Raw genomic sequence first — 19,517 nt, 5'->3', positions numbered from 1 at the left:
CGCGCTTCCGGGGGCCGCCCTTCTCAGGGGAGGAGCGGGCCTGTAGTGTCCGGCCCATGCCCGATACGCTCAGTCCCAACGTTACCGATGTCATCGAACTGACGCGCACGCTCGTTCGCTGCGAAAGTGTGACGCCGCGCGAAGCAGGTGCCTTGCAGCTGCTGGAACAGACGCTGGCGCCCCTCGGCTTCGCGTGCGAGCGCATGGATTTTACCCAAGCCGGCACCGACGACGTGGCCAACCTCTATGCCCGCATCGGCAGCGGCGGGAAGCACTTCTGCTTTGCCGGCCATTCCGACGTGGTCCCGGTCGGCGATCTCTCTTCCTGGACGATCGGGCCGTTCGCAGCCGAACTGTCCGGCGGCTATCTGTTCGGCCGTGGGGCCGCCGACATGAAGGGCGCGATCGCGGCCTTCACCGATGCCGCAGCGCGCTTTCTCGCCCGGCGTGGCCGGGATTTCGGCGGCTCGATCAGCCTGCTGATCACCGGCGACGAGGAAGGCCCGGCGATCAACGGCACCGTGAAGATGTTGCAACGGCTGGCCGAGCGCGGCGAGACGATCGATGCCTGCATCGTCGGCGAGCCCACCAGCTCGAAGCGCTTCGGCGACATGATGAAGATCGGTCGCCGCGGCAGCATGACCGTCGACCTGGTCGTGCGCGGCGTCCAGGGGCACGTGGCCTATCCCGAGCGGCTCGACAATGCCGTCCATCGCCTGTCGGCGATCATCGAGGCGCTGGTGCGCGAGCCGATCGACAAGGGCAGCACGCATTTTCAGCCGACCTCGCTGCAGTTCACGACCGTCGATGTCGGCAACCCGGCGACCAATATCGCGCCGGGCACCGCCAAGGCGCGCTTCAACACCCGGTTCAACGACCTCTGGACCTCGAAGACGCTGCTGGCTCACCTCAAGGAGCGCATCGAGCGCGCCAACGAAGCGCTGGGCGGCAATGGCACCGTCGAATACAGCGTCCAGGTTTCCGGCGAGTCCTTCTATACGCCGCCGGGACCGCTGAGCGACCTCGTCGCCGGGGCGGTCCGCGACATAGCCGGAGTGGAGACGGAACTGTCGACGACCGGCGGGACGTCGGACGCGCGCTTCATCCGCAACTACTGCCCGGTCCTCGAATTCGGGCTGGTCGGAGAGAGCATGCACAAGGTCGACGAGAAGAGCGCGGTTGCCGACCTCAAGATGCTGGCCCGCGTCTACGAAACGGTTCTCGACCGTTACTTCGCGGTCTGAGGGCGTGCTCAGCGCTGGCGAAATCGCCCGGGGGATACAGGGTGCGATCGGGCTTCTGAAGCGCGATCCGGTCGCACCGTCCTACTTCGACAATACGCGCGAAGCCTGCGTGCGGTCGTTCCAGGTGATGATTCTGGTCGCACCGCTGCACGCCGCCCTGATGCTGTTGCGGTATGCCTTCGTGACTTCGACGGCCGACGACCTCGAGATCGTGCTGGTGGAGACGCTGCGCTACGCCGTCGAATGGACGCTGTTTCCCGTCCTGTTCTACGAGATCGCGCGGCGGCGGAACTGGCTGAACCGCTTTCCGCGTTACATCTCGGCCCTGAACTGGGTCAACCTGCCGGCGATGATCGCGGCAGTGATCGGCGTGGTGCTGGCCTCGCTGCTGCCGCCGGTGCCGGGCGAGCTCATGCGCATCGGGCTGCAGGCGCTCTTCTTCTACTGGTTCCTGGTGACGACCCGGATGGTGCTCGGCGCCACCTGGCCGGTCGCTGCCCTCCTGTTGATCGTCAACTGGGTGCCGTCAATCTTCATCTCACTGATCGTCGATCGCTTCCTCGGAGTCGCCGTCGCGGTCGGGGCCTAGCTCGTAGCGCACTTCCATCAGGCAGAGCCCGTGCGGCGGCGCGGTCGGCCCGGCGCGGGCACGATCGCGGGCCGCGAGTGCTGCTTCGACATCGCCGCGGGTCCACTGGCAGCGTCCGACGAGATGCAGCGTGCCCACGATGATGCGCACCTGGTTGTGCAGGAAGGAGCGCGAGCCGACATCGACGTGGATCTCCTCGCCGAGGCGGGAGACCTTCAGCAGGTCGAGTGTCTTCAGCGCCGATGGCGACTGGCAGGAGGTCGAGCGGAAACTGTTGAAGTCGTGTCTTCCCACCAGCACCGTCGCGGCATCTGCCATCAGGTCGACGTCGAGCGAACCCGGCACGTGCCAGAGCTGGCCGCGATCGAGCGCGGGCGGGGCGCGTCGATTGATGATGCGGTAGCGGTAGCGCCGCCATGTCGCGGAGAAGCGTGCATGGAAACCGGGAGGGGCGAGTTCGGCGACCAGGACGGAGACCGGTTGAGGCTTCAGGTGGAAGTTGATCGCCGAGCGAATGGTCTCGACCGGCCACTCGCGGGTAAGGTCGAGATGCACGACCTGGCCGCGCGCATGCACCCCGGTGTCGGTGCGGCCGGCAGCCTGGACGGGCGGGCGCTCGCCGGAGAAGGCGAACACGGCCTCTTCGAGCGCGACCTGGACCGAAGGGCCATTCGGCTGGCGCTGCCATCCGACGAACGGCTCGCCGTCATATTCGACCGAGAGTTTGTAGCGCGGCACGATGTCAGGTCGGCAGGGACGTCACGGCGGGGGACGCCAGCACGGTGCCCGCCTCCAGCGCGAAGCCGCGCAGGAAGGCGTCCGCCGACTGCGCCGACTTGCCGGGCCGCTGCAGCTTGAGCAGCTTCAGCCCGCCGATACCGCAGGTCACGACCGGAAAGCCGTCGCGCGCGATGGTCACGCTGCCCGGGGGGCCGCCCGCCAGCGTGAGCGCCGCCGCCAGGACCTTGATGCGTTCGATACCCGCTTCCTTGCCATTGTCCTTGGGGGCCTCGAACGACGTGCCGGGCCACGGGTGGAAGGCGCGCACCTTGCGCTCCAGCTCGGCGGCCGGCCGGCGCCAGTCGAGCACGCCTTCCCCCTTGCCGAGCTTGTGGGCGTAGGTGACGCCCTCGGCCGGCTGGTCCACCGGCTCGATGCTCCGCCTTAGCAGGCCGTCGAGGGTCGACACGATCAGCCGCGCGCCGAGATCGGCCAGGCGGTCGTGCACGCTCTCGGCGGTATCGGCGGCGGAGATCGGCGTGCTTTCCGCCAGCAGCATCGGGCCGGTGTCGAGGCCCTCGTCCATGCGCATGATGGTGACGCCGGTCTCGGCATCGCCCGCGAGGATGGCGCGATGGATGGGGGCGGCGCCGCGCCAGCGCGGCAGCAGGGAGCCATGGATGTTGATGCAGCCGAGGACCGGGGCGTCGAGGAAGCTCCTGGGCAGGATGTGTCCATAGGAGACCACCACCGCGGCATCGAGATCGAGCGCCTTGAAGGCCTGGGCCTCCTCGTCGCTTTTCAGGGTGCGCGGCGTGCGGACCGGCAGACCGAGTTCGTCGGCGAGCTGATGGACGGGTGTCTTGCGCTCCTGCTGGCCCCGGCCCGCGGGCTTGGGGGCCCTCGTGTAGACGCACGCGACGTCGTGGCCGGCTTCGGCCAGCGCGGCGAGCGCTGGCACGGCGAAGGCTGAGGTGCCGAGGAACGCAATCTTCATCGCCGCACCTTATAGGCAGCCGCGCGGCGGTGAGCTAGGTATGCCGCCGCAATGGAAGCCAGTACCCCCTCGACCGGCAAGGGCCCGCTCGCCAACCTCGCTGCGCGCCGCGCCGCCGGCGAGATCCACGCCGATCCCGTGCAGGAAAAAGTCGTTCTGCGATTGCAGGCGATCCATGAGCAGCTCGCGACGATGGCCAGCGCCCCGCCGGCCAAGACGGGATTCCTGGCGCGCCTCGGCCTCGGTCACGCGCCCAAACCGCCGGAGGGGCCGCACGGCCTCTACATCTGGGGCTCGGTCGGTCGCGGCAAGTCCATGCTGATGGACCTGTTCTTTGCCGATGCGCCGGTGACGAAGAAGCGCCGCGTCCACTTCCACGAATTCATGCTCGAGGTGCAGGCCCGCCTGCATCGTCGGCGCGAGGAGCTCGCAGCGAAGGGCGCCCCGCCGGAATCCGACACCATCGTGCCGATCGCCCGGGAGATCGCTGCCGAGGCTCGCCTGCTCTGCTTCGACGAATTCCAGGTGACCAACATCGCCGATGCGATGATCCTCGGCCGCCTGTTCGAGACGCTGTTCGAGGAGGGGATCACGGTGATCGCCACCTCCAACCGCGCGCCCGACGATCTCTACAGGAACGGCCTGCAGCGCGACCGCTTCCTGCCGTTCATCGAGCTGGTGAAGCAGCGTCTCGAAGTTCTGGAGCTGGGCGGCTCGCAGGACTACCGGATGGGCCGGCTGCGCGAGCTCGATCTCTACCTGACGCCGCTCGGTGCCTGGGCGACGAAGAAGCTCGATGAGGCGTTCCGTGCGCTCAGCAATGGCGCCGACGGCGAGGCGCGCGTGCTGCGCACGCAGGGCCGCAACGTCGAGGTGCCGCGTGCTGCCCCCGGTGTCGCCATGGCGCATTTCATGGACTGGTGCGCGCGGCCGATGGGCGCGGCCGACTTCCTCTGCATCGCCGACAATTTCCACACCGTCATCGTGGCCGAGATTCCCAGGATGGGACCGGACAGCCGCGACAAGGCGGTTCGCTTCGTGACGATGATCGATACCTTCTACGAGAGGAAGGTGAAGTTCATCTGTTCGGCGGCGGCAAATCCGGGCGGTCTCTACCCGGAGGGCGACGGCTCCTTCGAATTCCAGCGCACCGTCTCGCGGCTGATGGAAATGCAGAGCCCGGAGTATCTGAACCTCGATCACATCGCCTAATTGTGATTGTGGGCCCGTTCGCCCGCAGCATAGGCTCTGCGGCGTTTTTCAGAGATTTTTCGGGAGGCAGGACATGGACGGCGATCGCATGATTTCCCTGAACGAAGGTGGCCTGTCGCGCCGCAACGCCTTGAAGGCGACGGCGACCGGCGCGGCGCTCGGCACCACCTTCGCTTTGTCGGTGCAGCCCCTCCAGGCGCAGACGATGATCACCACGCCGGCGGACGGTCTCACGGCGGGCGTCGTCAAGGTCAAGACCAGGGACGGCAAGGACATGGACGCCTATCGCGCCATGCCGGCCTCGGGCCAGGGCTTCGCCACGATCCTGGTCGTGCAGGAGATCTTCGGCGTGCACGCGCATATCGCCGATCTCTGCCGCCGCTTCGCCAAGGCCGGCTACTACGCCATCGCGCCGGAACTCTACTTCCGCCAGGGCGATCCCAAGGCCATCAGCGACGTGCAGGCGCTGCTGCGCGAGATCGTCTCGAAGGTGCCGGACGAGCAGGTCATGAACGATCTCGACGCGACCGCCGCCTTCGCCAAGGGCGAGGGCAAGGCCGACACCGCCAAGCTCGGCATCACCGGCTTCTGCTGGGGCGGCCGCATCGTCTGGCTCTATGCCGCCCACAGCGCGGCGCTCAAGGCGGGCGTCGCCTGGTATGGCCGGGTCGTCGGCGATTCGACACCGACGACGCCCAAGCATCCGGTCGACATCGCCAAGGATCTCAAGGCGCCGGTGCTCGGCCTCTATGGCGGCGCCGACACCGGCATTCCGAACGACACCGTCGACCGCATGCGCGCGGCCCTGAAGGCCGGCAGCCCGGCCGCCCAGAAGTCGCAGATCGACACCTATCCGGACACGCCGCACGCCTTCAACGCCGACTACCGCCCGTCCTACCGCAAGGAGCAGGCGGAGGATGCGTGGAAGAAGGCGCTTGCCTGGTTCAAAGCCAACGGTGTCTGATGGGCGTATGGCTGAGACGATAAACCTCAAGACCCGGTCGGGCCTCGCATTCACCACGGATGTCGACGGCCCGGTCGGCGGACCGCTGGTGCTGATGCTGCACGGGTTTCCCGAATCGCGGCACAGCTGGCGGGCCGCCCTTCCGCAGTTGGCGGCGCACGGCTATCGCGCTGTCGCGCCCGACCAGCGCGGCTATTCGCCGGGTGCGCGGCCCGATCCGGCCGATCTGTCGAACTATGCGTTCGACCGCCTGATCGGCGATGCGATCGAGATCGCGGCGGCGGCCGGCTACGACGGCAAGCGCTTCCATCTCGTGGGTCACGATTGGGGTGGGCAGGTTTCGTGGGGTGTCGCCGGCGCCCATCCCGATCGCCTGGCGTCGCTCACGATCCTGTCGCGGCCGCATCCGCAGTCGTTCCGTCAGGCGCTGCTGAAGGAAGACGGCGACCAGAAGCATCGCTCGCGCCACCATCGCGCCTTCCTCGAACCGGAGACCGGCAAGCTGCTGCTGGCCGACGATGCCAAGCGCCTGCGCGACGGGCTGTTCGGCCAGGGCGTGCCCTCGCAGGCGCTGGAGGATCACCTGTCGGTGCTGGGCCATCCCGAGGCCCTCGAAGCCGCTCTCGCCTGGTATCGGTCCAACAAGGGGCTGGCGGCGGATATCGGGGCCATCACCGTGCCGACGCTCTATATCTGGGGCGATGCCGATGCGACGGTGGGGCCCGACGCGGCCTACGGCACGGCGGACTTCGTGAAGCCTTCCTTCGCGATGCAAGTGCTGCCCGGTGTCGGCCACTTCGTGATGGACCAGGCACCGGCCAAGGCCACCGATCTCCTGCTGGCGCACCTGGCGAAACACCCGGTCTGAACCCGTCTGTCTTGCTGCCCAGGGCGAATCGCGCTACCACGCGGCGCCTTTAAGAACGGGAGTTTTTCGCATGGCTCGCAAGAAGATCGCGCTGATCGGCGCCGGACAGATTGGCGGCACGCTCGCGCTGCTCGCCGGCCAGAAGGAACTGGGCGACATCGTCCTGTTCGACATTCCCGCCGCCGAAGGCACTGCCAAGGGCAAGGCGCTCGACATCGCCCAACTGAGCCCGGTCGAGGGTTTCGACGCCCGGTACAGCGGCTCCTCGGACTACAAGGACATCGAGGGCGCGGACGTCGTCATCGTCACCGCCGGCGTGCCGCGCAAGCCCGGCATGACCCGCGACGACCTGGTCGGGATCAACGCCAAGGTCATCGACTCGGTCGGCAAGGGCATCAAGCAGCACGCGCCGAACGCCTTCGTCATCGTCATCACCAACCCGCTCGACGCGATGGTGGGCCTGATGCAGGAAGTCACCGGCTTCGCCCCCGAGAAGGTCGTCGGCATGGCCGGCGTTCTCGACAGCGCCCGCTTCCGCCTGTTCCTCGCCGAGGAATTCAACGTCTCGGTCGAGGACGTCACGGCCTTCGTGCTGGGTGGCCATGGCGACACGATGGTGCCGCTCCTGCGCTACTCGACGGTCGGCGGTATTTCGCTGCACGATCTGGTCGACATGGGCTGGACCACCAAGGAACGTCTCGAGCAGATCGTCCAGCGCACCCGCGACGGCGGCGCCGAGATCGTGGCCCACCTCAAGACCGGCTCGGCCTTCTACGCCCCGGCCGCGTCGGCCATCGCCATGGCCGAGTCCTACCTCAGGGACAAGAAGCGCGTCATTCCCTGCGCCGCCAGGCTGAATGGCGAGTACGGCGTGAAGGGCCTCTACATCGGCGTGCCGGTCGTGATCGGCGCCAAGGGTGTCGAGCGCATCGTCGAGGTCGAATTCAACGCCGAGGAAAAGGCGATGTTCGACAAGTCGGTCGCCGCCGTGCAGTCACTGATCGACGCCACCAACAAGATCGTTGGCCGTTGAAAATGTAGGGTCTTTCGACTTTAGTCGAGCGACCGCAAACGTTCATCGATCCATCGTTGCCAAGGGCCTGCGGCGCTCATAAAGTGCCGCATCCCTTGGTCAGTTGCGTTTGAAAACTGAGGGGCCGCGTTTCTCGCACGCCGTCCCGAACGATAGGACCCCATGAATATCCACGAGTATCAGGCCAAGGCCCTCCTGGCCAAATTCGCCATCCCGATTTTGAAGGGTGGCGTCGCTTACACCAAAGACGAGGCGATGGACGTCGCCCGCAAGCTGGGTGGCCCCGTCACGGTGGTGAAGGCGCAGATCCATGCCGGTGGACGCGGCAAGGGTCATTTCAAGAATGATCCCGGCGGCAAGGGCGGGGTCCGTATCGCCAAGTCCGCCGACGATGTCGGCGCGCACGCGGCGGCGATGCTGGGCCAGGATCTCGTGACCAAGCAGACGGGCGAGACGGGCCGCACCGTGAAACGGCTCTACGTCGAGGACGGCTGCGACATCAAACGCGAGCTGTATCTCTCGATGCTGGTGGACCGCGCGGTCGGCCGCATCGCCGTCGTCGCCTCGACCGAGGGCGGCATGGACATCGAGACCGTGGCGCACGAGACGCCGGAGAAGATCGTGACGCAGGCGATCGATCCTGCCGCCGGTTACCAGCCCTACCAGGGCCGCAAGATCGCGTTTGCGCTCGGCCTCACCGGCAAGCAGGTCGGCGCCTTCACGACGATGCTCGGCAACCTCTACCGCGCCTATGTCGATCTCGATGCCACGCTGATCGAGATCAACCCTCTGGTCGTGACCGGCGCCGGCGACATCGTGGCCCTCGATGCCAAGATGAACTTCGACGACAACGCGCTCTACCGGCACAAGGACATCGAGGAACTGCGCGATATCGACGAGGAGGACCCGGCCGAGACCGAGGCCGCCAAGTACGCGCTGAACTACGTGAAGCTCGACGGCCAGATCGGCTGCATGGTGAACGGCGCGGGCCTCGCGATGGCCACCATGGACATCATCAAGCTCTACGGATCGGAGCCCGCGAATTTCCTCGACGTCGGCGGCGGCGCCACCAAGGAGCGGGTGACGGCGGCGTTCAAGATCATCCTCAAGGATCCCAACGTCGAGGGCATCCTGGTCAACATCTTCGGCGGCATCATGCGCTGCGACGTGATCGCGGAAGGCGTCGTGGCGGCTGCGCGCGAGGTCAACCTGCACGTGCCGCTGGTCGTCCGGCTGGAAGGCACGAACGTCGACCTCGGCAAGAAGATCCTCAAGGAATCGGGCCTCAAGATCACCTCGGCGGAGAACCTCGCGGACGCCGCCGAGAAGATCGTCAAGGCCGTCAAGGAGAACAACTGATGGCCGTCCTGGTCGACAAGAACACCAAGGTCATCTGCCAGGGCATCACCGGCTCGCAGGGCACCTTCCACTCCGAGCAGGCGATCGCCTACGGCACCAAGATGGTGGGCGGCGTGACGCCGGGCAAAGGCGGCACCAAGCATCTCGACCTGCCGGTGTTCGACACCGTCGCCGAGGCGGTCGAGAAGACCGGCTGCAACGCCTCGGTGATCTACGTGCCGCCGCCGTTCGCGGCCGACTCGATCCTCGAGGCGATCGACGCCGAGATCCCGCTGAGCGTCTGCATCACCGAGGGCATCCCGGTGATCGACATGGTCAAGGTGAAGCGGGCGCTCACCGCATCGAAGTCGCGGCTGATCGGACCCAATTGCCCCGGCGTCATCACCCCGGGCGAGTGCAAGATCGGCATCATGCCGGGCCACATCCACAAGCGCGGCAGGATCGGCATCGTCTCCCGCTCGGGGACCCTGACCTACGAGGCGGTGGCGCAGACCACGGCGGCCGGCCTCGGCCAGACCACCTGCATCGGCATCGGCGGCGATCCGGTGAACGGCACCAACTTCGTCGAGTGCCTCGACATGTTCATCCGCGATCCCGAGACCGAGGGCATCGTGATGATCGGCGAGATCGGCGGCGACGCCGAGGTCAAGGGCGCGGAATTCCTCAAGGCCTCGGGAACGAAGAAGCCGGTCGTCGGGTTCATCGCCGGTCGCACCGCTCCTCCGGGCCGCCGCATGGGGCATGCCGGCGCGGTGATCTCGGGCGGCAACGACACCGCGGCGTTCAAGGTCGACGCCATGCGGGCGGCCGGCATCAGGGTTGCGGAGTCGCCTGCCGCTTTGGGCGAGGAAATGCTTAAGGCCATGAAGGGCTGACGAGCGGATTTGCCGCCCAGCCTCTGCCGGGCGGCCAGCAAAGACAGGCCAGGGAGAATCGGGCCATGAGAGCAGAACAGACGTCGTTCCTGTTCGGTGCAAACGCGCCATTCATCGAGGAACTCTATGCGCGCTTCCTGGCCGACCCCAATTCGGTCGACGCGGAATGGCAGACCTTCTTCGGTGCCCTCGCCGAGCAGAAGGGCGACGTGCCGGCGGAGGTGCGCGGCGCCTCCTGGGCACCCAACGGCGCCCGGGTGATCGGCGCCGTCGATCCCGATGCCGTCCCGGCTGCGGCCAACCGCAACGTCAAGGGCGGCCAGGCGACTGCCGGGCCGGCGCCGGCTGCGCCGGCGATCGCCGGCAAGACCCAGGAAGAGATCCGCGCCGCCGCCCAGGACACGGCGCGGGCGCTGATGCTGATCCGCGCCTATCGCATCCGCGGCCATCTCGAGGCCGACCTCGATCCGCTCGGCCTCGTGCGCCAGGCGCCGCATCGCGAGCTCGATCCGGCGACCTACGGCTTCACCGAGGCCGACTGGGACCGTCCGATCCTGATCTTCGGGTCGCTGGCGCTGGGCGAGTCCGCCTCGCTGCGCCAGATCATGGAACGCCTGCGCAAGACCTACTGCGGCAAGATCGGCGTCGAGTTCATGCACATCTCCGATCCCGACCAGAAGGCGTGGATCCAGGAGCGCATCGAGCACATCGAGAACCACACCGAGTTCACGGTCACCGGCCGCAAGATGATCCTCGAGCGGGTCGGCGAGGCCGAGGGGCTGGAGCGCTACCTGCATGTGAAGTTCGTCGGCACCAAGCGTTTCGGTCTCGACGGCGGCGAATCGCTGATTCCCGGCATCGAGCAGATCCTGAAGCGCGGCGGTCAGCTCGGCGTGAAGGAAGTGATGCTCGGCATGCCGCATCGCGGCCGCCTCAACACGCTCGTGCATGTGATGCACAAGAGCTACACCGCGCTGTTCTCCGAGTTCCAGGGCCGCTCCTCGCAGCCCGAGGAGATGCGCGGCTCGGGTGACGTGAAGTACCATCTGGGTGCTTCGGCCGATCGCGAGTTCGACGGCAACGTGATCCATCTTTCGCTGTCGCCCAACCCCTCGCATCTCGAGGCGGTGAACCCGGTCATCCTCGGCAAGGCGCGCGCCAAGGAAGACCAGCGCGGCGACACCGACCGCAGCCAGGTCATGTGCATCCTGATGCACGGCGACGCCGCCTTCGCGGGCCAGGGCCTGGTGGCCGAGAGCCTCGACCTGTCCGACCTCGCGGGCTACCGCATCGGCGGCACCATCCATTTCATCGTGAACAACCAGATCGGCTTCACGACCCTGCCGACGGAATCGCGCTCCGGCCCCTACTGCACGGAAGTCGCGAAGATCGTGCAGGCGCCGATCCTCCACGTGAACGGCGACGATCCCGAGGCGGTTGTCCACGTCGCGCGCATCGCGACCGAGTTCCGCCAGCACTTCAAGCGCGACATCGTCATCGACATGTTCTGCTACCGCCGGCACGGTCACAACGAGGGTGACGAGCCGATGTTCACCCAGCCGCTGATGTACAAGGAGATCGGCGCGCATCGTTCGGTGAAGGAAGTCTACGCGGCGAAGCTCGAAGCCGAGGGCGTGGTGACGGCGGAGGAAGTCGCCGCCATGGATAACGCGCTGCGCGAAAAGCTCGACAAGGCGCTCGAGGCGGCGGGCAACTACAAGCCCAACAAGGCCGACTGGCTCGAAGGCAAGTGGGCGGGCATCACGGTCGCGCCGGGCGAGGAGGATCGCAAGGGCGTCACCGCCGTCGAACTCGACAGGCTGAAGGCGGTCGGTCACGCGATCTCCGAGCCGCCGAAGAACTTCGAACTCAACCGCAAGATCACGCGCCAGCTCCAGGAGAAGCGCAAGACCATCGATACCGGCGAGAGCATCGACTGGGCGACCGGCGAGGCGCTGGCCTTCGGTACGCTCCTGGCGGAAGGCACGCCGGTGCGCCTCAGCGGCCAGGATTCCGGCCGCGGCACCTTCTCCCAGCGCCATTCCGTGCTGGTCGACCAGGCGACCGAGGCCAAGTACATCCCGCTCAACCATGTGGCGGACGGTCAGGCCCGCTTCGAGGTGATCGACAGCCCGCTGAACGAGGCGGGCGTGCTGGGCTTCGAATACGGCTACTCGCTGGCCGAGCCCAACGCGCTGGTCCTGTGGGAAGCGCAGTTCGGCGACTTCGCCAACGGCGCGCAGGTCATCATCGACCAGTTCATCTGCTCGGCCGAGAGCAAGTGGCTGCGCATGTCGGGCCTGGTGATGCTGCTGCCGCACGGCTACGAGGGCCAGGGCCCGGAGCACAGCTCCGCACGCCTCGAGCGCTACCTGCAGCTCTCCGCCGAGGACAACTGGCAGGTCATCAATCCGACGACCCCGGCCAACTACTTCCATGCGCTGCGCCGGCAGATGCGTCGCACGTTCCGCAAGCCCCTGGTGGTGATGACGCCGAAGTCGCTGCTGCGTCACAAGGATTGCGTATCGACCCTGGCCGATTTCGGGCCGGGCAGCTCGTTCCGCCGCATCCTCGCCGAGACCGACCAGCTGGTCGACGGCACCAATGTGCGCCGCGTCGTGCTGTGCTCGGGCAAGGTGTACTTCGATCTCGTCGCCGAGCGTCGCAAGCGCAAGATCGACGACATCGCCATCCTGCGCATCGAGCAGCTCTACCCGTTTCCGTTCACGCGGCTCGGGATACGGCTCGCGCAGTATCCCAATGCCGAGGTCGTATGGTGCCAGGAGGAGCCCGAGAACATGGGCGCCTGGCACTTCGTCGATCGTCGCATCGAGCGCGCGCTGGCGAGCATCGAGGGCAAGGCCAAGCGGCCGCTCTATGTCGGCCGCGCCGAAGCCGCGTCGCCCGCCACCGGATCGGCGCGCACGCATCTCAAGGAACAGGCCGATCTGGTCGACCGCGCTCTCACTGTCGGTTGAGCGCGGGTAGAGAAGAGGAATTGTAGTCATGGCCGTCGAGATCAAGGTTCCGGCTCTGGGTGAATCGGTCACCGAGGCAACCGTCGCCAAGTGGCTGGTGAAGGCCGGCGACGCGGTCGCCGTCGACCAGCCCCTGTGCGAGCTCGAAACCGACAAGGTCACCGTCGAGGTGAATGCCAGTGTGGCCGGCACCATCGCCGGCCTCGCCGTGGAGGAAGGCGCGTCCGTCCAGGTGGGCGGCGTGCTCTGTCACATCGAGGCGGGAGCTGCCGGCGCTACCGCGCCGAAGGCTGCTGCCCCGGCGGCGCCCAAGCCGGCTCCGGCACCTGCCGCCGCGCCGGCGCCGGCCGCGGCCCCGTCGGGCGCCAATCTCGCTGCCTCCGGTCCGGCCGCACGCAAGCTCGCCGAGGAGAAGGGCGTGCCGGCGGCTGCCATCCAGCCGACCGGCAAGGACGGCCGCGCCACCAAGGAAGACGTGCTGGCCGCGATCTCGTCGATCTCCGCGGCCCCGGCGCCCGCCGCGGCGAAGCCCGCCGTGCCGGCCGGCCCGCGCCCGAAGGCCGCCCGCGAGGAGCGGGTGAAGATGACGCGCCTGCGGCGCACCATCGCCAACCGCCTCAAGGAGGCGCAGAACACCGCCGCCATGCTCACCACCTTCAACGAGGTGGACATGACCGCGGTGATGTCCCTGCGCGAGCGGCTGAAGGACGATTTCGAGAAGAAGCACGGCGCGCGGCTGGGCTTCATGTCGTTCTTCGCGAAGGCCTGCATCGCGGGGCTCAAGGAGCTGCCGGCGGTCAATGCCGAGATCGAGGGCGAGGAGATCGTCTACAAGAACTACTACGACATCGGTGTCGCCGTCGGCTCGCCGCAGGGTCTGGTCGTGCCGGTGCTGCGCGACGCTGACGCGCTGGACTTCGCGGGTATCGAGAAGGGCATCGGCGATCTCGGTCGCAAGGCGCGCGACGGCAAGCTGTCGATCGCCGACCTGACGGGCGGCACCTTCACCATCTCCAACGGCGGCGTCTACGGCTCGCTGATGTCGACGCCGATCCTCAATCCGCCGCAGTCGGCCATCCTCGGCATGCACAAGATCCAGCAGCGGCCGATGGTGGTCGGCGGCGAGATCAAGGCGCGGCCGATGATGTACCTGGCCCTGTCCTACGACCATCGCATCATCGACGGCCGCGAGGCCGTGCTGTTCCTGGTCAAGGTCAAGGAATGCATCGAGGATCCCGAGCGGCTGCTGCTCGGCGTCTAGTTTCAACAACCTGTCATCCCGAGCGCAGCGAGGGACCTTTCGCAGTCCCGACCAAGGGTCCCTCGCTGCGCTCGGGATGACACCGATTTCTCGATAATCACGGTGCGCTCATGGCAAACGAATCCTTCGATCTGGTCGTGATCGGCGCCGGCCCGGGCGGCTACGTCGCCGCGATCCGCGCGTCACAGCTCGGCCTGAAGGTCGCCGTGGTCGAGAAGCGCGCGACGCTGGGCGGCACCTGCCTCAACGTCGGCTGCATTCCCTCCAAGGCGCTCCTGCAGTCCTCGCACCTGTTCGAGGAGGCGGGCCACGATCTCGGCGCGCACGGTGTCGTCGTGGCGGCCCCGACGCTCGATTTCGCCCAGCTCATGAAGCGCAAGAACGAGGTCGTCGAAGCCACCACCAAGGGCGTCGCCTTCCTGTTCAAGAAGAACAAGATCGCTTCCTATACCGGCGCGGGTCGCATCGAAGCGGCGGGTTCCGTCGCGGTTGTCGGCGACGATGGCGCGGTCAAGGAAACGCTCGCCGCAAAGAACATCCTGATCGCCACCGGCTCGGAAGTGACGCCGCTGCCCGGCGTCGCGATCGACGAGAAGAGGATCGTCTCCTCGACCGGCGCGCTGGAGCTTTCCGAAGTGCCGAAGCGCCTGGTGGTGGTCGGCGCCGGCATCATCGGGCTCGAGCTGGGCTCGGTGTGGCGCCGCCTCGGCGCCGAGGTGACGGTGGTCGAATTCCTCGATCGCATCACGCCCGGTGTCGACGACGAGGTCACCAAGTTCCTCCAGCGCACGCTCGCCAAGCAGGGCCTCAAGTTCAAGCTGGGCGCCAAGGTCACCAAGGCGGAGACGACGGACGCCGGCGTGACGCTCACGGTCGAGCCGGCGAAGGGCGGTGCCGCCGAGACCCTGGAAGCCGACGTCGTGCTGGTGTCGATCGGCCGCCGTCCCTATGTCGCGGGCCTCGGCCTCGAGAAGGCGGGCGTGAAGATGACGGAGCGCGGCCGCATCGCCGTCGATGGCCACTTCCAGACCTCGGTGCCGGGCATTTACGCGATCGGCGACGTGATCGACGGGCCGATGCTCGCGCACAAGGCGAGCGAGGACGGCGTCGCCTGCGTCGAGACCCTTGCGGGCCAGAAGGGGCATGTGAACTGGGACCTCGTTCCCTCGATCATCTACACCCAGCCCGAGGTGGCGTGGGTCGGCAGGACCGAGGAACAACTGAAAGCGGCCGGCGTTGCCTACAAGGTCGGCAAGTATCCGTTCACCGCCGACCCGCGCAGTCGTGCGAACGGCGCCACGGAGGGCTTCGTGAAGGTTCTAGCCGACAAGGCGAGCGACAAGGTGCTGGGCGTCCACATCTTCGGCGCCGAGGCCGGGACGATGATCGCGGAGGCCGCGATGGCGATGGAGTTCTCCGCTTCGGCCGAGGATATCGGCCGCGTCTGTCATGCCCATCCCACGGTCAACGAGGCGCTCAAGGAAGCTGCCCTCGCCGCCTGGGACAAGCCGATCCACCTCTAGCTTCCCATGCGCCAGCCCCTGATGGCGCTTGCGATCGCTGCCTGCCTCGTGATGTCGGTGGTGGGCGGGTTCATTCCGATCCTGCAGGGCTGGATCTTCTTCGTGCTGGCGCTTTACCTGCTGGCGACCGAATTCGAGACCGGCCGTCGATGGGTGACGTCGGCACGCCGGCGCTGGCCCAAGCTCGACGAATGGATCGTGAAGGCGCGTGACCACAAATGGGCGCCGCGCCACCTCAAGAAATTCGAAGATCACACCGACCCGTCGAAGTGAGGGATAGGATCTTTTCTTCTTGAGTTAACTACACCACCTCATCCTGAGGAGGTCGCGAAGCGACCGTCTCGAAGGATGGCAACAGACGTGGTGCTCGTGCCCATCCTTCGAGACGCTCACTGCGTTCGCTCCTCAGGATGAGGTTGTTTGCTGAAGTTCAGCGTGAAACTTCGCGAGCGGAAGAGGCTTCAACTCTTGCCCTCGAAGCCGCGATAGACCGCCTCCGCGATCGGCAGCAGCTCGTCGCGGGTCGCGGTCGCCGTCACCGCGAAGCCGAAGCCCTGGTCGATCCAGGCGAAGGTTGCGGCCTCGCCTTCCTTCTGGAAACGGAAAGCCGTCTCTTTACCTTCCGTCGCGCGCACGTAGATGGTGAGCCGCCGGCCGCTCGCATCGTCGTACATGAGCTGGGCCGCCGCGCCGTTACCGCCGGGCAGCAGGCGGCCGCCCATCAACCTGTAGCCGAAAGGCGAGAGGTCGGGCGCGGCCAGCTTGCGGCCGAGCCTCTTGGAGAGCCACTGCAGCAGGTGCGCTTCCTGCTGCACGCCGACCTCGACCGGATGGGCGACCTCGACGACGAAGGTCCGATAGGCCGCGTGCGCGCCCTGCGCCACGCTGGCGGTCGGGGTCGGCGCCAGCGGTGCGGGTGCGATCGTGTTGGCGAACCAGCCGGCCGTCGCGCCGGCCACGAAGAGGGCGACCGCGGCGGCGGCGCTGGTCCAACTGCGGGCCCGGAAGCTGCGACGCGCGGCGCGCAGGTTGGCGATGCGGAGGCGCGCGGGAACGGGCTCGGCGAACTTGGCCTCGAGGCGGCTGCGCAGGATCGCCCGCTGGCGCCGCTCGGCGGCGATGCGCTCGGCGAGTTCGGGATGGGCGGCCAGATGCGCTTCCACGGCGGCGCGGCGATCACCCTCCAGCCGGTCGTCGATGAAGGCCTGCAGCTCGTCCTCGCCGATCGAAAACGCCTTGTCCGTCATTTCACTCTCCGCAGGAGCGTGGCACGCCCCGTCTCGAGCAGCGCGCGCAGCCGCTGCCGGCCGCGCGACAGCCGCGACATCACCGTACCGATCGGCACGCCCATGACCTTCGCCGCGTCGTCGTAGGAAAGATCCTCGACGCCGACCAGCAGCAGCAGAGACTTCTGCTCCTCCGGCAACTGATCGAGCGCCGCCAGAATATCCTGCACCTCGCTGCCGCTTTCCTGCGTCGCCACGGCCTTGGGTGTCGTCCACTCGTCGAGCTCGACATGCGGTCCGCGCCGGCGGTCCTGCCGCAGCGCCGACACATGGAGATTGCGCTGGATGGTGAAGAGCCAGGCCCGGAGATCGCAATCGCTCCGCCGCAGCGTCCAGCGCGACAGCGCGCGTTCCAGCGTGTCCTGCACCAGGTCGTCGGCCGCATCGTGGTCGCGCACCAGCGCGTAGGCGTAACGGCGCAGCGCCGGGATCAGCGGTTCGAGCAGGGCTTCCGCATCGGCCATGGGCTTACTCTACAGGAAGGAGTGGCGCCGGCCGAACCGGGGACGGCGCCACACCACCGGTGTTACGCGCGGCCTTACTTGGCGACGTGCCAGGCGCCGTTCAGGAAGCCGTCGCCCGTCTTGTCGCCGGCCTTGGTGTCCTTGGCGAAGGCGTAGAGCGGCTTGCCCTTGTAGGCCCACTGCTTCAGCCCGTCGTCGCGGGTGATGATCGTCCAGTCGCCCGAGGCCTTGGCGCCGTCGGCAACGAGGGCCGGCGGCCAGTTCGTCGCACACGGGCCATTGCATACCGACTTGCCCGGCGTGGCGTCCTTGTCGAACGTGTAGAGCGTCATGCCGCTCGCGGTGACGAACATGCCGTTCTTCATCGCCGGCGGCGTGGCCGAGGCAGGCTCGGCGGCGAAGGCGCTACCGGCGGCAAAGATCGCGAGGGCGGCGGCGGTGGCGACGATCGATTTCAACATCTTCAACTCCCATGCAGCTGTTGGTCTGCAGGGGAGAGACGCCAGGGACGGGCCGATTATTCCGCGCGGAGTTCTTTTTTTCCGTCTGTGGCCCGGGCGGCGCGCTCAGCCGTTGCCGGTGACGCGTATCACGAGGTTGACCAGCCAGCCGACGGGCTCGCTCAGCAGCCAGCCGATGACGTTGAGGTCGATGCCGAGCTGGTTGCCGATCAGCGGCAGGATGAAGATCAGGCCGAGCAGGATCGGCATGCCGTAGGGCTCCAGGCGGGCGAGCGGCAGCGCGAGGCTGTCGGGCAGCAGCCCGACGGCGACGCGCCCGCCATCCAGCGGCGGCAGAGGCACCATGTTGAACACCGCGAGCAGGACATTGATCAGGATTGCATTCTCGATGTTCCGGATCGCCCAGGCGGCGGCGTCGGGCGGCAGGAGGATGGCGAGATGCGCCAGCAGGCCCGCCGCCAGGGCCATCAGGACGTTGGTGGCGGGGCCCGCGGCGGCGACCCACACCATGTCGCGGCGCGGATTGTTCAACGCGCCGAAGTTCACCGGCACCGGCTTGGCGTAGCCGAACAGGAAGGGTGCACGCAGGAAGATCAGCAGGCCGGGCAGGAGGATCGTGCCGACCGGGTCGATGTGCTTGAAGGGATTGAGGGTCACGCGGCCGAGCTGCCACGCGGTCTTGTCGCCGCAGCGCAAGGCCACGAACCCGTGCGCGGCCTCGTGCAGCGTAATGGCGAGGAGGGCCGGGATCACCCAGGTGGAGATGGTGTAGATCGTCTCGCTCACGTGCAATCCACCTGTTGTCTCCGCTCTTGCTTGGTTTACGGTCCGGTCGATGATCGCAAGGCTGATGATCCTGCTGGCCATACTGGGCGCATCGCCCGCGCTGGCGCAGCAGAACGTCCGCGTTCCCGTAGAGCAAGGGGGGCGCACGGTCCAGTTGTCGGCGCAGCTCTTCCGTCCGGCCCAGGCGACGGCGGCGGTTCCCGCGGTCGCGCTGTTCCATGGCTGCGGCGGGCCGGGACAGAACACGGCGCGCATGGCGGGGCTGCTCGCCTCCTGGGGCTATGCCGCGCTGGTGGTCGACAGTTTCTCGGCGCGCGGCCTCAAGGATGTCTGCGGCCGCAACTGGCCGACGCAGGCCGCCGCCGAGGCGCGGGCCGGCGACATCGACGCGACGCTCGCCTGGCTCGCGAAGCAGCCGGGCATCGATCCGCGGCGCCTCGCCTACATGGGCTATTCCTACGGCGGCGGCGTGGCGATGCTGCGCGCAATGTCGGGCCGGCCCGAGGATCCGACGCCGGCCGCTGCGCGCGCCGTCGTGCTGGTCTATCCCGACTGCGCGCTGGCCGATGCGCTGGGGCCGCGCCTCGCGGTGCGCCAGCCCACGCTCTTCGCCATGGGCGCGCTCGACGACTGGACGCCGGTCTCGCAGTGCCGTGCGGTGCTGGAGCGTGTCGTGCGTGGCCGGGAGCTGGTCGAAACAAAAGTTTACGAAAACGCTCATCACAGCTTCGACGCATTGGGCCTGCCGGTCCGCTATCTCGACGGCGTTGGCAACCGCAGCAAGCCCGGCGGTTGCTGCGGGGCGCACTACGGCGCGCACGAACCGGCCTGGAAGCAGTTCGTGGTCGACGTGAAAGCGTTCCTGGAGAAGGCGTTGACGCCGTAAGAGCGGGCCGG

Annotated in this window: 19 protein-coding genes; 13 read left to right on the top strand and 6 right to left on the bottom strand. The window is 67.4% G+C overall.

All coding sequences use genetic code 11. From position 1 onward, the window contains the following. Positions 1-56: 56 nt before the first annotated feature. Both dapE and Q7V45_RS10735 read left to right on the top strand, forming a co-directional pair. Positions 57-1,244 (top strand): succinyl-diaminopimelate desuccinylase, encoded by a 1,188-nt coding sequence (gene dapE, locus Q7V45_RS10740; RefSeq protein ID WP_304851378.1) that lies wholly within the window; start codon positions 57-59, stop codon positions 1,242-1,244. Positions 1,245-1,248: 4 nt separating this feature from the next. Continuing rightward, a complete protein-coding gene (locus tag Q7V45_RS10735) occupies positions 1,249-1,833 on the top strand; it encodes a hypothetical protein (RefSeq protein WP_304851375.1) in 585 nt (194 codons plus the stop codon). On the opposite strand, the gene truA is transcribed toward Q7V45_RS10735, so the two are convergent. Both truA and fmt read right to left on the bottom strand, forming a co-directional pair. Beyond that, positions 1,783-2,571, bottom strand: coding sequence for a tRNA pseudouridine(38-40) synthase TruA (gene truA / locus Q7V45_RS10730; protein ID WP_304851373.1), 789 nt, complete (start codon positions 2,569-2,571; stop codon positions 1,783-1,785). The genes Q7V45_RS10735 and truA overlap by 51 nt on opposite strands. Before the next feature lie 4 nt (positions 2,572-2,575). Further along, positions 2,576-3,550 (bottom strand): methionyl-tRNA formyltransferase, encoded by a 975-nt coding sequence (fmt, locus tag Q7V45_RS10725; protein ID WP_304851370.1) that lies wholly within the window; start codon positions 3,548-3,550, stop codon positions 2,576-2,578. A gap of 51 nt (positions 3,551-3,601) precedes the next feature. Between fmt and zapE the strand changes: the two genes are divergently transcribed. From zapE to Q7V45_RS10675, 10 genes are all read left to right on the top strand, one after another. Further along, a complete protein-coding gene (gene zapE, locus Q7V45_RS10720) occupies positions 3,602-4,762 on the top strand; it encodes a cell division protein ZapE (protein ID WP_304851367.1) in 1,161 nt (386 codons plus the stop codon). A gap of 73 nt (positions 4,763-4,835) precedes the next feature. Continuing rightward, positions 4,836-5,726 (top strand): dienelactone hydrolase family protein, encoded by an 891-nt coding sequence (locus Q7V45_RS10715; RefSeq protein WP_304851364.1) that lies wholly within the window; start codon positions 4,836-4,838, stop codon positions 5,724-5,726. Between the two features lie 7 nt (positions 5,727-5,733). After that, positions 5,734-6,594 (top strand): alpha/beta fold hydrolase, encoded by an 861-nt coding sequence (locus Q7V45_RS10710; RefSeq protein WP_304851361.1) that lies wholly within the window; start codon positions 5,734-5,736, stop codon positions 6,592-6,594. Positions 6,595-6,664: 70 nt separating this feature from the next. Further along, positions 6,665-7,627, top strand: coding sequence for a malate dehydrogenase (mdh, locus tag Q7V45_RS10705; protein WP_304851358.1), 963 nt, complete (start codon positions 6,665-6,667; stop codon positions 7,625-7,627). A gap of 162 nt (positions 7,628-7,789) precedes the next feature. After that, complete coding sequence (gene sucC / locus Q7V45_RS10700) at positions 7,790-8,986, top strand: ADP-forming succinate--CoA ligase subunit beta (protein WP_304851355.1); 1,197 nt, start codon at positions 7,790-7,792, stop codon at positions 8,984-8,986. After that, entirely contained in the window at positions 8,986-9,861 is an 876-nt protein-coding gene (gene sucD / locus Q7V45_RS10695) for a succinate--CoA ligase subunit alpha (protein ID WP_304851352.1), read from the top strand. Before sucC ends, sucD begins: the two co-directional genes overlap by 1 nt. A 65-nt stretch (positions 9,862-9,926) precedes the next feature. Next, the gene (locus Q7V45_RS10690) at positions 9,927-12,839 is read left to right on the top strand and encodes a 2-oxoglutarate dehydrogenase E1 component (RefSeq protein ID WP_304851349.1); all 2,913 of its coding nucleotides are present in this window, start codon (positions 9,927-9,929) and stop codon (positions 12,837-12,839) included. A 28-nt stretch (positions 12,840-12,867) separates the two neighbouring features. Then, complete coding sequence (odhB, locus tag Q7V45_RS10685) at positions 12,868-14,100, top strand: 2-oxoglutarate dehydrogenase complex dihydrolipoyllysine-residue succinyltransferase (RefSeq protein ID WP_304851346.1); 1,233 nt, start codon at positions 12,868-12,870, stop codon at positions 14,098-14,100. Between the two features lie 110 nt (positions 14,101-14,210). Further along, positions 14,211-15,623 (top strand): dihydrolipoyl dehydrogenase, encoded by a 1,413-nt coding sequence (lpdA, locus tag Q7V45_RS10680; protein WP_304851343.1) that lies wholly within the window; start codon positions 14,211-14,213, stop codon positions 15,621-15,623. 6 nt (positions 15,624-15,629) lie between these two features. Next, positions 15,630-15,896, top strand: a complete 267-nt coding sequence (locus Q7V45_RS10675) for a hypothetical protein (RefSeq protein ID WP_304851340.1) — start codon at positions 15,630-15,632, stop codon at positions 15,894-15,896. Positions 15,897-16,084: 188 nt separating this feature from the next. Here Q7V45_RS10675 and Q7V45_RS10670 read toward each other — a convergent pair whose 3' ends face one another. The 4 genes from Q7V45_RS10670 to Q7V45_RS10655 all read right to left on the bottom strand — a co-directional run bounded on the left by Q7V45_RS10670 (position 16,085) and on the right by Q7V45_RS10655 (position 18,620). Then, positions 16,085-16,870, bottom strand: coding sequence for an anti-sigma factor (locus Q7V45_RS10670; protein ID WP_304851337.1), 786 nt, complete (start codon positions 16,868-16,870; stop codon positions 16,085-16,087). Next, the gene (locus Q7V45_RS10665) at positions 16,867-17,373 is read right to left on the bottom strand and encodes a sigma-70 family RNA polymerase sigma factor (RefSeq protein WP_304851334.1); all 507 of its coding nucleotides are present in this window, start codon (positions 17,371-17,373) and stop codon (positions 16,867-16,869) included. The genes Q7V45_RS10670 and Q7V45_RS10665 overlap by 4 nt, the downstream gene beginning before the upstream one ends. Positions 17,374-17,447: 74 nt before the next feature. Continuing rightward, positions 17,448-17,834, bottom strand: coding sequence for a hypothetical protein (locus tag Q7V45_RS10660; RefSeq protein WP_304851331.1), 387 nt, complete (start codon positions 17,832-17,834; stop codon positions 17,448-17,450). A 105-nt stretch (positions 17,835-17,939) separates the two neighbouring features. Continuing rightward, positions 17,940-18,620: a site-2 protease family protein gene (locus Q7V45_RS10655; protein ID WP_304851328.1), complete on the bottom strand. Its 681-nt coding sequence runs from the start codon at positions 18,618-18,620 to the stop codon at positions 17,940-17,942. A 49-nt stretch (positions 18,621-18,669) separates the two neighbouring features. Here Q7V45_RS10655 and Q7V45_RS10650 point away from each other — a divergent pair, with 49 nt between their 5' ends. Beyond that, the gene (locus tag Q7V45_RS10650; protein ID WP_304851325.1) at positions 18,670-19,506 is read left to right on the top strand and encodes a dienelactone hydrolase family protein; all 837 of its coding nucleotides are present in this window, start codon (positions 18,670-18,672) and stop codon (positions 19,504-19,506) included. Positions 19,507-19,517: the final 11 nt, after the last annotated feature.

This window comes from Reyranella sp. (genome assembly GCF_030651995.1).
GTDB lineage: Bacteria > Pseudomonadota > Alphaproteobacteria > Reyranellales > Reyranellaceae > Reyranella.
The sequence above is the reverse complement of the archived record's forward strand: the minus strand, read 5'-3'. Positions and strand labels throughout refer to the sequence as shown.

Coding starts and splice junctions, on each gene's coding strand:
- mdh (WP_304851358.1), top strand. CDS start 6,665: ATGGCTCGCAAGAAGATCGCGCTGATCGGCGCCGGACAGATTGGCGGC.
- Q7V45_RS10690 (WP_304851349.1), top strand. CDS start 9,927: ATGAGAGCAGAACAGACGTCGTTCCTGTTCGGTGCAAACGCGCCATTC.
- zapE (WP_304851367.1), top strand. CDS start 3,602: ATGGAAGCCAGTACCCCCTCGACCGGCAAGGGCCCGCTCGCCAACCTC.
- odhB (WP_304851346.1), top strand. CDS start 12,868: ATGGCCGTCGAGATCAAGGTTCCGGCTCTGGGTGAATCGGTCACCGAG.
- fmt (WP_304851370.1), bottom strand. CDS start 3,550: ATGAAGATTGCGTTCCTCGGCACCTCAGCCTTCGCCGTGCCAGCGCTC.
- Q7V45_RS10665 (WP_304851334.1), bottom strand. CDS start 17,373: ATGGCCGATGCGGAAGCCCTGCTCGAACCGCTGATCCCGGCGCTGCGC.
- Q7V45_RS10670 (WP_304851337.1), bottom strand. CDS start 16,870: ATGACGGACAAGGCGTTTTCGATCGGCGAGGACGAGCTGCAGGCCTTC.
- lpdA (WP_304851343.1), top strand. CDS start 14,211: ATGGCAAACGAATCCTTCGATCTGGTCGTGATCGGCGCCGGCCCGGGC.
- sucD (WP_304851352.1), top strand. CDS start 8,986: ATGGCCGTCCTGGTCGACAAGAACACCAAGGTCATCTGCCAGGGCATC.
- Q7V45_RS10675 (WP_304851340.1), top strand. CDS start 15,630: ATGCGCCAGCCCCTGATGGCGCTTGCGATCGCTGCCTGCCTCGTGATG.
- dapE (WP_304851378.1), top strand. CDS start 57: ATGCCCGATACGCTCAGTCCCAACGTTACCGATGTCATCGAACTGACG.
- Q7V45_RS10660 (WP_304851331.1), bottom strand. CDS start 17,834: ATGTTGAAATCGATCGTCGCCACCGCCGCCGCCCTCGCGATCTTTGCC.
- sucC (WP_304851355.1), top strand. CDS start 7,790: ATGAATATCCACGAGTATCAGGCCAAGGCCCTCCTGGCCAAATTCGCC.
- Q7V45_RS10715 (WP_304851364.1), top strand. CDS start 4,836: ATGGACGGCGATCGCATGATTTCCCTGAACGAAGGTGGCCTGTCGCGC.
- Q7V45_RS10650 (WP_304851325.1), top strand. CDS start 18,670: ATGATCGCAAGGCTGATGATCCTGCTGGCCATACTGGGCGCATCGCCC.
- Q7V45_RS10710 (WP_304851361.1), top strand. CDS start 5,734: ATGGCTGAGACGATAAACCTCAAGACCCGGTCGGGCCTCGCATTCACC.